At 36.2% G+C, this 12,387-nt stretch carries 14 protein-coding genes; 11 read left to right on the top strand and 3 right to left on the bottom strand.

What is annotated here, in order from left to right; genetic code table 11:
• Positions 1–12 precede the first annotated feature (12 nt).
• Positions 13–564 carry a GNAT family N-acetyltransferase gene (locus ACU8YW_RS20150; RefSeq protein ID WP_000803489.1) on the bottom strand — a complete coding sequence of 184 codons (552 nt, stop codon included), beginning with the start codon at positions 562–564 and terminating at the stop codon, positions 13–15.
• A 155-nt stretch (positions 565–719) separates the two neighbouring features.
• On the opposite strand from ACU8YW_RS20150, the gene spoIIM reads away from it, so the two are divergent.
• From spoIIM to corA, 9 genes are all read left to right on the top strand, one after another.
• Positions 720–1,337 carry a stage II sporulation protein M gene (gene spoIIM / locus ACU8YW_RS20145; RefSeq protein ID WP_242475614.1) on the top strand — a complete coding sequence of 206 codons (618 nt, stop codon included), beginning with the start codon at positions 720–722 and terminating at the stop codon, positions 1,335–1,337.
• Positions 1,338–1,443: 106 nt separating this feature from the next.
• Entirely contained in the window at positions 1,444–1,899 is a 456-nt protein-coding gene (gene fur / locus ACU8YW_RS20140) for a ferric iron uptake transcriptional regulator (RefSeq protein ID WP_000392655.1), read from the top strand.
• Positions 1,900–2,002: 103 nt separating this feature from the next.
• Positions 2,003–2,233, top strand: a complete 231-nt coding sequence (locus ACU8YW_RS20135; RefSeq protein ID WP_001250432.1) for a YqzK family protein — start codon at positions 2,003–2,005, stop codon at positions 2,231–2,233.
• Positions 2,234–2,239: 6 nt separating this feature from the next.
• Positions 2,240–3,130 (top strand): site-specific tyrosine recombinase XerD, encoded by an 891-nt coding sequence (gene xerD / locus ACU8YW_RS20130; RefSeq protein WP_000390083.1) that lies wholly within the window; start codon positions 2,240–2,242, stop codon positions 3,128–3,130.
• A gap of 143 nt (positions 3,131–3,273) precedes the next feature.
• Positions 3,274–4,017, top strand: a complete 744-nt coding sequence (locus tag ACU8YW_RS20125) for a FixH family protein (protein WP_137013664.1) — start codon at positions 3,274–3,276, stop codon at positions 4,015–4,017.
• Positions 4,018–4,459: 442 nt separating this feature from the next.
• Positions 4,460–5,644, top strand: coding sequence for a phosphopentomutase (gene deoB, locus ACU8YW_RS20120; protein WP_048546267.1), 1,185 nt, complete (start codon positions 4,460–4,462; stop codon positions 5,642–5,644).
• Positions 5,645–5,656: 12 nt separating this feature from the next.
• Positions 5,657–6,478 carry a purine-nucleoside phosphorylase gene (locus ACU8YW_RS20115; protein WP_426933845.1) on the top strand — a complete coding sequence of 274 codons (822 nt, stop codon included), beginning with the start codon at positions 5,657–5,659 and terminating at the stop codon, positions 6,476–6,478.
• 7 nt (positions 6,479–6,485) lie between these two features.
• Positions 6,486–7,790: a pyrimidine-nucleoside phosphorylase gene (locus tag ACU8YW_RS20110; RefSeq protein WP_087985129.1), complete on the top strand. Its 1,305-nt coding sequence runs from the start codon at positions 6,486–6,488 to the stop codon at positions 7,788–7,790.
• Positions 7,791–7,852: 62 nt separating this feature from the next.
• Positions 7,853–8,815: a magnesium/cobalt transporter CorA gene (gene corA / locus ACU8YW_RS20105; protein ID WP_060488448.1), complete on the top strand. Its 963-nt coding sequence runs from the start codon at positions 7,853–7,855 to the stop codon at positions 8,813–8,815.
• Positions 8,816–8,849: 34 nt separating this feature from the next.
• Here corA and ACU8YW_RS20100 read toward each other — a convergent pair whose 3' ends face one another.
• Positions 8,850–10,139: an NCS2 family permease gene (locus ACU8YW_RS20100; RefSeq protein ID WP_060488352.1), complete on the bottom strand. Its 1,290-nt coding sequence runs from the start codon at positions 10,137–10,139 to the stop codon at positions 8,850–8,852.
• 134 nt (positions 10,140–10,273) lie between these two features.
• Positions 10,274–10,945 (bottom strand): SIMPL domain-containing protein, encoded by a 672-nt coding sequence (locus ACU8YW_RS20095; RefSeq protein WP_001161447.1) that lies wholly within the window; start codon positions 10,943–10,945, stop codon positions 10,274–10,276.
• A 159-nt stretch (positions 10,946–11,104) separates the two neighbouring features.
• Between ACU8YW_RS20095 and ACU8YW_RS20090 the strand changes: the two genes are divergently transcribed.
• Positions 11,105–11,524: a MarR family winged helix-turn-helix transcriptional regulator gene (locus ACU8YW_RS20090; protein ID WP_001003308.1), complete on the top strand. Its 420-nt coding sequence runs from the start codon at positions 11,105–11,107 to the stop codon at positions 11,522–11,524.
• A gap of 102 nt (positions 11,525–11,626) precedes the next feature.
• A complete protein-coding gene (locus ACU8YW_RS20085) occupies positions 11,627–12,172 on the top strand; it encodes a hypothetical protein (RefSeq protein ID WP_088123352.1) in 546 nt (181 codons plus the stop codon).
• The last annotated feature ends 215 nt before the right edge of the window (positions 12,173–12,387 follow it).

Raw genomic sequence — 12,387 nt, 5'->3', positions numbered from 1 at the left:
GGCGAGTGTTTTTTAATTGATTTTTGCGTATACGCGTGCATCACGTAAGCTACCATCTGGTGCTATGAAATCATTTTCCATTGTACCTTCTAGAATAAATTCTAAACGTTCTGCTAGGTTACATGCATTTGCATTTGTTGCATCAGTACGAATTTCAATTCTTCTAGCACTTAGCTTATCAAAGGCAAATTGGATGGCACCTTTAATGGCTTCAGTCATATAGCCTTGTTTTGTATAAGCACTATGCAGCCAGAAGTGAAGTGAAAACTTTGGAATATCCCAGTTTTCAGGCTTGAGCGTTATAGCTCCGATGAATGTACCAGATACTTTATCGTATAAGTGAAAATCAAGTGTTTCACGAAGTAAAAACTGCCCGTGAGCGTTACGAACGATTTCTTCAGCACTTTCTTCTGTTTCAGCGTTAATTGGCATCCACGGTACTAAGTCTTCTAGAGAAGCTTGGATTGCTTCATACACTTCTGCACCATCACCTGGAAATGGCTTACGAACTTGTAAGCGTTCAGTTTGAAATAATGTTGGAAAATCTAATAATAATGGTTTCAAGAGAAATCCCTCCTATTCTCTACTTTTTAGTTTAGCAAAGTAGAGCGGAATTTCAATGTTAATTCGTCATACTTTTTTCTTTCTTTCATACATTTTTAGTAAGAGTGTGAACGGAGGGAAGAAAAATGTGGAGAAAAACTTGGCAAGACCGTGTAATGTCTCACATACAGGAAAACTCTTCATTATATATATTTAACGCTGTTTTATTATTGATGGGAGTAATATTTGGGGCCATTCTTGTAAATAGTTTACAATTAAATCAAAAACAAGATTTATCATTTTATTTACAACGTTTTTTTGGACAAGTTTCTAAAGGAGAATTTGCTATTGCAAGCGAAATGTTTCGAGAAAGTTACTTTTCACAATTAAAATACATTGGATTTATTTGGATTTTAGGGATTTCAATTATTGGATTGCCACTTATTTTTATTTTATTGTTTGTAAAAGGAGTAGTTGTCGGATTTACAGTAGGTTTTTTAGTAAGTCAGCATGGATGGAATGGATTATTATTAGCATTCGTTTCTGTATTGCCGCAAAATCTCATTATCATTCCAGTATTTCTCGTTATGACAACAATTGCTGCAAGCTTTTCCTTACGAATGATTAGACATCAATTTATACGGAAAATAACCGAGCCGCTATTCCCATTATTAATTCGTTATACATGCTTCTTTCTTATCATTGGAGCGGTGCTCGCTCTCGCTTCTAGTGTAGAAGCTTATGCATCACCAGTTTTAATGAAAGAAGTCGTTGAGGCTATTAATAAACAATAAATACTTTTTGAGAATAATTATCAATTTGTTTTTATTGTTTTTCTTTTGACAGAAGCCCTTCTTCTGATATAATGGTGTAAGAGTGGCGAGGAGGGAGTAGTACCGAATGGAAGAAAGAATTGAACGAATTAAGAAGCAATTACATGCAGCGAGCTACAAATTAACACCGCAACGTGAAGCAACAGTTCGTGTGCTGCTAGAAAATGAAGAAGATCATTTAAGCGCAGAAGATGTTTACCTCCTTGTAAAAGAAAAGTCGCCAGAGATCGGATTAGCAACCGTCTATCGAACTTTAGAACTATTATCTGAGTTAAAAGTTGTCGATAAGATTAACTTCGGAGACGGTGTTTCACGCTATGACTTACGCCAAGAAGGTGCGCAGCGTTTCCACCATCATTTGATTTGTACACAATGTGGTGCTGTACAAGAAATACAAGAAGATTTACTTGGTGAAGTGGAAAGGAAAGTAGAACATGACTGGAGCTTTAAGGTGAAGGATCATCGTTTAACATTCCATGGGATTTGTAAAAATTGTCAAGAAAATGAAACGGATGAAAAATAACCTTTTCCTATTTAACTAGGAAGAGGTTTTTTATTTGAATAAGGTATAAATTGGTGAAAGCTTGGCATATGTTGTAATAACTTATATTTTGGAGGAATTTACAATGCGCCGAGCTTTAAAATTAACTTTTGATGGGATAAAAGTATTTTTATTATTTACAAGTTGTACGATTTTGTTTTATTTCGCTATACTATGGATAAATGAAGAATATGAAAGCTATCATCGTTATGAAAAGCCAAAAGAAGAGACTGTAGAAAAAGTATCAGGGAATGAAGAGCCGGCAAAGGATGCTTTCGTAAATAGAATGATGTTTTTCTATGAAAATGGGGAGTAGTGTAGATTGGAAGATCAATTAAAAGATTTTATTCATTATATGGTTGTCGAAAAAGGACTAGCGAAAAATACAGTAGTATCTTATGAACGTGATTTAAAAAGTTATGTAAAGTATTTGCAAAATGTAGAACAGGCGAAAAGCTTTCATGAAGTAACACGCTTGCACATTGTTAATTTTCTGCAGCACTTAAAAGAAAACGGAAAATCTTCGAAAACATTAGCACGTCATATTGCATCGATTCGTTCGTTTCACCAATTTTTACTTCGTGAACGGGCGGTAGAGCACGACCCATCCGTACATATTGAAACGCCGCAAGGAGAACGGAAATTACCGAAAGTACTATCAATCGATGAAGTAGAGGCGTTACTTCAGACACCGAAAATGACGAGTGCTTTTGGGGTTCGTGACAAAGCGATGCTAGAGTTATTGTATGCAACAGGACTTCGTGTTTCGGAATTAATTGCCTTAAATTTAGAAGATGTACATTTAACGATGGGATTTGTTCGTTGCATAGGGAAAGGGAATAAAGAAAGAATTATTCCACTAGGAAGTTTAGCGACGGAAGCGATTCAAAAGTATATTGAAAAGGGAAGAAGAGAATTGATGGGTAAAAAAGTAGTAGATGCACTCTTTTTAAACCATCATGGGAATCGATTATCAAGACAAGGATTTTGGAAAATTTTAAAACGATTGGCGAAAGAAGCAAATATTGAAAAAGAGCTTACACCGCATACGTTGCGCCATTCTTTTGCTACGCATTTATTAGAAAATGGAGCAGACTTGCGTGCTGTGCAAGAAATGCTTGGACATGCAGATATTTCAACGACGCAAATTTATACGCATGTTTCAAAAGCTAGATTAAAAGATGTATATAAACAGTTTCATCCGAGAGCATAGTTACTATGCTCTTTTTTCATAGATTCAAAAGGCTACAGTACTTCACAAAAACTTCACAAACATTTCGTACATTGTTTTCAGCAGAAGACTAGAATATTACAATGTATTTCCTCTATACTAAATAAGGTATGAAGGAGGAAATGATGATGAAAAAACTTATTATGACTTTATTTATCGCGATGCTAGCATTGGCTGGCTGTAATACAAACAAAGAAGAACCGAAAAAAGAACAGAAACTAGAAGCTGTAAAAGTAGCAGTTCAAACAAATCCGAAAGAAATTAAACCTGGTGAAAAAACAGAAGTACAAGCACTTGTTACACAAGGAAAAGAAAAAGTAACAGATGCTGATGATGTAAAGTTTGAAATTTGGAAAGCTGGCGACGAAAAGCACGAGATGTTAGATGGTAAGCATAAAGGAAAAGGTGTTTATGCAGTAGAGAAAACGTTCGAGACGGATGGAGTATACCATATTATCGCTCACACAAATGCACGTGAAATGCATGTTATGCCAGAAGTAAAAGTGGCTGTAGGAAATGCGAAAGTAGAAGATGCGAAAAAAGAAAATAGTCATCACGGTGCAGGGCATGGCGATCATAAAAGCGATACAATGATCCATCTTATGGCTGGTGATATAAAAGCAAATGCTGAATCGACTATGAAAGTTCATTTAAAACAAAAAGAAGAAGCGTTAACTGGTGCTGAAGTACAACTTGAGATTTGGAAAGATGGTGTTGAAAAACACGAATTTATTCCAGCGAAAGAAGGAAATAAAGGAGAGTATGAAACGAAACATACTTTCAAAGAAAATGGTTCTTACAAAGTGAAAGTTCATGTTAAAAAAGGCGAACTACATGAACATAAAGAAGAAACAGTAGAAGTAAAATAAAAAGCAGCTCTTTAGAGCTGCTTTTTATTTTTATTCCGTAAACGTCCAATTGATGAGGGCTTATAATCAGTGGAGAAGAACTAAACTCCTACTAATCAAAGTTTCACTTTATATGAAGAAATAAATCATAAAATAATTAGCACTTATTTGCATAATGGATTACAATAGAAGTGTGAAGAAAATGAGAAATTCTACGAAAATGTATTAAAAAGAAAGCGTAAACATGTTATGATATCTGTATCAGATGTCTGACATCTGACTTAGAAAAAACTAGAAATGTTTTTGAGTCGTTTCGAAGTAAACGAAATAGGTTAGAGAATCAATTAAAGAAGTACTGTTTGACAATGAGAACGAAAGAGAATTCTTATGGAGAACAGTTTCACTTTATAGCGTTTTGAACATACTACAAGAAGTAGAACTGAACTTATAGGAGGTCGCAGTTATGAATAAATATAAACGTATATTCCTAGTCGTAATGGATTCTGTTGGAATCGGTGAAGCACCAGATGCTGAGCAATTTGGTGATTTAGGATCTGACACAATTGGTCACATTGCTGAACATATGAATGGGTTACAAATGCCTAACATGGTGAAATTAGGTCTTGGTAACATTCGTGAAATGAAAGGTATCTCTAAAGTAGAAAAACCACTTGGATATTATACAAAAATGGAAGAGAAATCTACTGGTAAAGATACAATGACAGGTCACTGGGAAATTATGGGTCTTTACATTGATACACCATTCCAAGTTTTCCCTGAAGGCTTCCCGAAAGAATTACTTGATGAATTAGAAGAAAAAACAGGTCGTAAAATCATCGGTAATAAACCAGCTTCTGGAACTGAGATTCTTGATGAGCTTGGTCAAGAGCAAATGGAAACAGGATCTTTAATCGTTTACACTTCTGCTGATAGCGTATTACAAATCGCAGCACACGAAGAAGTAGTGCCGCTTGATGAGTTATATAAAATTTGTAAAATTGCACGTGAATTAACATTAGATGAGAAATACATGGTAGGTCGCGTTATCGCTCGTCCATTCGTTGGTGAGCCTGGAAACTTTACACGTACACCAAACCGTCATGATTATGCATTAAAACCATTCGGCCGTACGGTAATGAATGAATTAAAAGATAGTGACTACGATGTTATTGCTATCGGTAAAATCTCTGACATATATGATGGTGAAGGTGTAACTGAGTCACTTCGTACGAAGTCTAATATGGATGGAATGGATAAGCTTGTAGATACATTAAATATGGACTTTACAGGTCTTAGCTTCTTGAACTTAGTTGACTTTGATGCATTATTTGGACACCGCCGTGATCCACAAGGGTACGGAGAAGCTCTGCAGGAGTATGATGCTCGTCTTCCAGAAGTATTCGAAAAACTAAAAGAAGATGATTTATTATTAATTACAGCAGACCACGGTAATGATCCAGTTCACCACGGTACTGATCATACACGTGAATATGTACCGTTATTAGCATATAGCCCAAGCATGAAAGATGGCGGACAAGAATTATCAATTCGCCAAACATTTGCTGATATTGGTGCAACGGTAGCAGAAAACTTCGGCGTGAAAATGCCAGAACACGGAACAAGCTTCTTAAACGAGCTAAAGAAATAGGGGGATAAACAAATGAATCGTGAACTTATTACAAAATCAGCTTCATACTTAAAAGAGAAATTTCAAGAAACGCCACAAGTAGGACTAATCCTTGGATCTGGACTAGGTGTATTAGCAGATGAAATCGAGAACGCAGTAACAGTACCTTACAGTGAAATCCCTGAATTCCCAGTATCAACTGTAGAAGGTCATGCAGGTCAACTAGTATTCGGTACACTTCAAGGTGTAACAGTAGTAGCAATGCAAGGACGTTTCCACTTCTATGAAGGATACGACATGCAAAAAGTAACATTCCCAGTTCGTGTTATGAAAGAACTAGGTGTAGAAACAGTTGTTGTAACAAATGCAGCTGGTGGTGTAAATACATCATTTGAGCCAGGCGATCTTATGTTAATTTCAGACCACATTAACTTCATGGGTACAAATCCATTAATCGGACCGAATGATTCTGAAATGGGCGTACGTTTCCCTGATATGTCTACATCATATACGACAGAACTTCGTGAAATAGCGAAACAAGTTGCAGCGGACTTAAATATTAAAGTACAAGAAGGTGTATACGTTGGAATGACAGGTCCTGTATATGAAACACCTGCTGAAATTCGTATGCTTCGTACACTTGGCGGAGATGCAGTTGGTATGTCAACAGTACCTGAAGTAATTGTAGCGCGTCATGCTGGTATGAAAGTACTTGGTATTTCTTGTATTTCAAATATGGCAGCTGGTATTTTAGATCAGCCACTTCATCACGATGAAGTAATCGAAACGACAGAACGTGTTAAAGCTAACTTCTTAGCATTAGTAAAAGCAATCGTAAAACAAATGAAGGGGTGACCTCACAATGAGAATGGTGGACCTAATTGCAAAAAAACGTGACGGACATGCATTAACGACAGAAGAAATTAACTTTATTGTTGAAGGATATACGAATGGTGATATTCCTGATTACCAAGTAAGTTCACTTGCAATGGCAATTTTCTTCCAAGATATGAACGATCAAGAACGTGCTGATTTAACTATGGCAATGGTAAATAGCGGTGATACAATCGACTTATCAGCTATTGAAGGGGTAAAAGTAGATAAGCACTCAACAGGTGGTGTTGGTGATACAACAACACTTGTGTTAGGTCCATTAGTAGCCGCTTTAGGTGTACCGGTTGCAAAAATGTCTGGACGTGGGTTAGGACATACTGGTGGTACAATTGATAAATTAGAAGCAGTTCCAGGATTCCATGTTGAAATCGAAAATGATGAATTCATGCGACTTGTAAATGAAAACAAAATCGCAGTTATTGGTCAAAGTGGAAACTTAACACCTGCGGATAAAAAGTTATATGCACTTCGTGATGTAACGGCAACAGTAAACTCAATTCCGCTTATTGCAAGTTCGATTATGAGTAAAAAAATTGCTGCTGGTGCAGATGCAATTGTTCTTGATGTAAAAACTGGAGCAGGTGCATTTATGAAAACAGATGAAGATGCAAAACGTTTAGCAGAAGCAATGGTGCGCATTGGTAATAACGTTGGTCGTAATACGATGGCTGTTATTTCTGATATGAGTCAACCACTTGGTGAGGCGATTGGTAACGCACTTGAAGTACAAGAAGCAATTGATACATTACAAGGTAAGGGGCCGAAAGATTTAGAAGAGTTATGTTTAACACTTGGAAGTCAAATGGTATACCTTGCTGGACAAGCTTCATCTTTAGAAGATGCACGTGAGAAATTAATTGAAGTAATGAACAACGGTAAAGCGCTAGAATCATTTAAAACGTTCTTATCAGCGCAAGGCGGCGATGCTTCTGTTGTTGATGATCCTTCTAAATTACCACAAGCACAGTTTAAAATTGAAGTAGAAGCGAAGGAAGACGGTTATGTATCAGAAATCGTTGCAGATGAAATCGGAACAGCAGCAATGCTTTTAGGAGCAGGACGTGCGACGAAGGAATCTGAAATTGATTTAGCAGTTGGCTTAATGCTTCGCAAAAAAGTAGGGGACAGCGTGAAAAAAGGTGAATCCCTTGTTACAATTTACGCAAACCGTGAAAATGTGGACGATGTAAAAGCAAAAATTTATGAGAACATGAAGATTGCTAACGAACATGTAGATGCACCAACATTAGTGCACGGCATCGTTACCGAATAATAAAAAAGGGCCAAGGAGTATTTCTCCTTGGCTTTTTTTGCTATTTTTTGTTTATAATAATAATGGGTGAAATTATGATTAGAATTTGTGCAATAACAAAAACAGATGAAGTATTATATGATGTTTCGCTAGAAGAAACAACGAAAGACCATATTGTATGGTATTGGCTAGATTTATATAAGCCAACGAAAGAAGAGTATACATACATTTTGCAAGATCATTTTAAGTTCCATCCCCTTGCAATTGAAGACTGTATAGAATATGTACAGAGACCAAAAGTTGATTTTTATGATGGATATAACTTTTTAGTTCTTCATGCATTTGGTGAGGATGGATTAGAACCGCACGAGATTGATTTATTTATTAGTGATCGTTTTATTGTTTCTTTCCACTTCTCTCATAACAATGCAATCGAAAGAGTATGGAAAACACTTGGGGAAAAGAAGCGTATTAAAAATAGTCCTTTACACGTAGCGCATACAATTATCGACCAAATTGTAGATGACTATTTTGCGCCTGTATATTACATTGAGGATCATTTAAATGCAATTGATGATAATTTAACGGGTGAGACAGCAGGAAGTGTATTAGAAGAAGTATTTGATATACGTACAGATTTATCGAAGCTAAGGCGCACAATCATTCCGATGCGTGATTTATTGTATCGTATTTTAAATTCGACTCGTTTTTACGGTATAAGTGATCATGAGATTTACTTTAAAGATATACATGACCATTTGCTTAAACTGACAGAAATGATTGAAGCAAGCCGCGAGTTAACGGCAGATATTCGGGATAGCTATTTTTCATTAAACTCACATCATATGAATAACATTATGAAAACATTAACTGTATTCTCGACTATTTTCATGCCATTAACATTTATTGCGGGAGTATACGGAATGAACTTTACGCATATGCCAGAGCTTGGTGGACAATATAGTTATTTTATTTGTCTACTTCTAATGGCGCTAATTGGCGGTGGGATGATGGCTTGGTTTTATAAAAAAGGATGGTTTAAGTAAAAAAACACCGAGGAAAATTCCTCGGTGTTTTTACTTAACCAATAGCATGTAATACGAACATGGCTAAGAATAAGCATGTAACGATATACATAGACGGTGCGACTTCTTTACGCTTTCCAAGAGCAACTTTTAAGATAGGATAAGCAATAAATCCGAACGCAATGCCATCAGCGATACTATATGTGAGCGGGATCATGACGATAATTAAGAACGCTGGAAATCCTTCTGAAAAATCGTTCAGAGGAATTTGCTGAATGCTTGTAATCATCAGGCCGCCAATAATAATTAAGATTGGTGCAATGGCACTATCAGGAATTAGTTTCACAAACGGAAGTGCAAACAGTGATGCGAAGAATAACAACCCTGTAACGATAGACGTCAGACCTGTCTTTCCGCCTGCAGTAATACCTGCAGCACTCTCTACTGTTGATACGGTAGGGCTTGTGCCAAATAGACCACATGTCATTGCTGAAATTGCATTGGCTTGGTAAGCACGTGGGAATTTACGGTCATCTTCTAATAAACCGTGCAGAAGTCCCATGTTCTCAAAAATAAGCACCATGCTTAAGGAGAATGTTGCAATCCAAAACGGTAAGGAAGAAAGTTTGCCAAATGACATAGCTCCAAACACATCGCCGTAATTAGCGAATGAGAATGAACTATTTCCGATTTGACTTGTATCAACAAGACCAAATAGCCATGCAATACCAGTTCCTATTGCAATCGTCCATAAAAAGCTTCCACGTACGTTACGAATAAATAGTACAAGTGCAACGATAAGAGTAAGTAGTGTCGCAAGAACGACAGGGTTACTTAATTTACCCATTGCAACAGCAGTATTTGGATTCGAAACGACTAAACCACCTTTTTGCAATCCGATAAATGCTAAAAATAATCCGATGCCGACAGTAATAGCTTCCTTTAATGACTTTGGAATCGATACTGAAAGCAAGCGAGCGATTGGTGTAAACGCAGCAATTGCAAAAATAATACCAGAGATGAAGACAGCTGCTAATGCTTCCTGCCAAGCTAATCCGAGCGTATGCACAGCAGTGTACGTGAAGAATGCATTTACGCCCATACCAGGGACAAGAATAGCAGGTGCATTTGCCCAAAATGCCATGAGCAGACATCCGACAAATGAACTGAAAACAGTTGCTAAAATTCCAGCTTCAAGAGGAATGCCAGCATCCGATAAAATTGATGCATTTACAATCATAATATATACGATTGTGAAAAATGACGTAACTCCAGCTAAAACTTCTTGTTTTGGTGATGTTTCGTGTAAACCTAATTTAAATGTTCTTTCAAGTATTCCTTTCATGTTAAACCTTCTTTTTCATATCCCTCTCCCACCCGTGATATCTCTTTTGTAAGAGCTCACCGTCCTTTATTATATCAGAACATCATGTTTTTACAACAAGGAAAATGATAACGTTTACTTATAAAAGAAATTATTTATAAATACGTAAAAATGGCTCGTATTGTTGAAATGATTTCTAATTCTCCTGATTGAATGGGCGGAGCTGCTTGCGCATGTAAAGTAGCATAGGACGTCACTTCCCGTGGTAATTGGGCGGATTCTTCAACGAATGAGAGTGGAACTGGATTAATGTTTAAATTGTATGTACTCGCAATAGCACGAGCTTTTTCTACCGCTTGTTGCAGAGCTTGAATAAGAGCTTGCTCATAATATTTATTTGGATGAGATATTCGAAAACGTAACCCTTTTGCTAAGTTTGCTCCATTTGAAACGGCTATATCATATACTTCCCCTGCTTTTTGTACATTTAAAACGGTAATTTCATACAAATGTTCCACACGATATCCTTGTAGTAATGCTTTATCATTTACATATTCGTACTGGGGCGTAATCGTATATGAAATGGTTTCTATATTTTTTTCGGCAATACCTAGTTGTTTTAGTGCATCCAATAATTGTTTTGATTGCACTGCATTCTCTTCTTGTGCCTGTTTTACATTTTTATGATCTGTACGAATACCAATCGTTAATATAACAACATTTGGTTTTGCTTTTACAACGCCTTCACCTTGCACCGTAATGGTAGCTTCTTTACCAGTATTAGCTGTACGTACGTTGTGTAAATAAGGATTCATTCCACCTTGCATCTTCCATCACCATCCTTATTTATATGTATATGTGTGAACAAAAAAGAAATTTGTATGAAAAAGTTACATAAATGAGAATGTTAAAGAAAGAAAGCATATACAATAAGGGTATTTATAGATTATAATATGTGTAAATATGATAAAAAAGGGACGAGGCTAGTGAACGAAAAAAGAGAAACACTGATTTTAGAGTTATCCGGATCATTTCGAAAGATGATACGTTTATTACAAAATGATATTAATACACGTTTTGCAGAACATATGCCATACAATGAATTTTCTGTATTACGCGCGTTATTTTTAAAGAGTCCACAGATGGCTTCGCAAATTGCGAGTGAAGTAAACGTAACCTCTAGTCATATTACAGCTGTTACTGATCGTCTCGTACGAAAAGGGTTTGTAGAAAGAAAGCGTTCAAATTCAGACCGTCGTATCGTGTACCTAGAAATTACAGAACACGGAAGAGAAGTAACTGAAAAACTTGAAGCTGTGCGTAAAGAATATTATAAAGAGAAATTTAAAGGTTGGAGCGACCAAGAAATCGAAATGGTGTTAGAGCTATTTGGCCGCGTATTATAATAAATGAGGATAGGAAGCGAAAGCTTTCCTATCCTTTTTCTTTTGAATAAAAACATTTTGAAACTCCAATACTTTAATTAAAAAGAATCGGAGTGAAAGATTATGAAACGTATTTGTATGCTTTTCATTATGATTGGAAGTTTTTTCTGCTTTAATCAATTCGTGGACGCTGCAACGCCTCTTCAAGTCGTTCAGAAAGAATTACAACATATTTCAAATAAGCAACCTGTTTTATATTCAAAACTATGGATTCGTTCTATGCAGAATGCTATTTTATTTCATCATAGTGATAACATTCGGCATGAAGATACGATAAGCAATGTGACAAAGTCTTCTCTTATAAAAGTAAAACAACTTCCACTTCAGAAAGCATCACAGTACATCCCGAGATTATCGCAATATATTTCTAAGTTTCAAGCTGAGAATGTGCAAGTGTATTATGTTGCAGCTCGTTATGAAGTGAAAAAAGAAAATCCGTATCAGTTAAATGGCATGAATTATTTTATGCAAGTGTTTATTCAACAAGGAGGAGAATGGAGAATTGCTGAAAGCATAGTTGCTCCAACAGATCAAATCGTCGCAAATGGTGACGGGTTTGGAACGAAGCAAGAAAAAGAGTATGGGAAAAGAAGAGAGAATGTGAAATAACCTCTTTATTTAGATCGGGATATATATAATAAAAAAAGCATTGCTCTTGTGCAATGCCTTTTTTATTTAGTTCATATAAGAGTTAAATAATTCCTAACATCTTTCTTTTGTCATTGTATGACTTTTTTCGTCAGCTTCTATTAATGCCATTGTTCCGTGTTTATAGTTTCACATCTATAATGCTTTTTGAAACATGTATCCACCACCTTAATGCA

The organism is Bacillus pretiosus (assembly GCF_052947655.1).
This window is presented reverse-complemented; position numbering and strand designations above follow the sequence as displayed.

Coding starts and splice junctions, on each gene's coding strand:
- ACU8YW_RS20085 (WP_088123352.1), top strand. CDS start 11,627: ATGAAACGTATTTGTATGCTTTTCATTATGATTGGAAGTTTTTTCTGC.
- ACU8YW_RS20095 (WP_001161447.1), bottom strand. CDS start 10,945: ATGCAAGGTGGAATGAATCCTTATTTACACAACGTACGTACAGCTAAT.
- deoB (WP_048546267.1), top strand. CDS start 4,460: ATGAATAAATATAAACGTATATTCCTAGTCGTAATGGATTCTGTTGGA.
- corA (WP_060488448.1), top strand. CDS start 7,853: ATGGGTGAAATTATGATTAGAATTTGTGCAATAACAAAAACAGATGAA.
- fur (WP_000392655.1), top strand. CDS start 1,444: ATGGAAGAAAGAATTGAACGAATTAAGAAGCAATTACATGCAGCGAGC.
- ACU8YW_RS20135 (WP_001250432.1), top strand. CDS start 2,003: ATGCGCCGAGCTTTAAAATTAACTTTTGATGGGATAAAAGTATTTTTA.
- ACU8YW_RS20100 (WP_060488352.1), bottom strand. CDS start 10,139: ATGAAAGGAATACTTGAAAGAACATTTAAATTAGGTTTACACGAAACA.
- ACU8YW_RS20125 (WP_137013664.1), top strand. CDS start 3,274: ATGATGAAAAAACTTATTATGACTTTATTTATCGCGATGCTAGCATTG.
- spoIIM (WP_242475614.1), top strand. CDS start 720: ATGTCTCACATACAGGAAAACTCTTCATTATATATATTTAACGCTGTT.
- ACU8YW_RS20115 (WP_426933845.1), top strand. CDS start 5,657: ATGAATCGTGAACTTATTACAAAATCAGCTTCATACTTAAAAGAGAAA.
- ACU8YW_RS20110 (WP_087985129.1), top strand. CDS start 6,486: ATGAGAATGGTGGACCTAATTGCAAAAAAACGTGACGGACATGCATTA.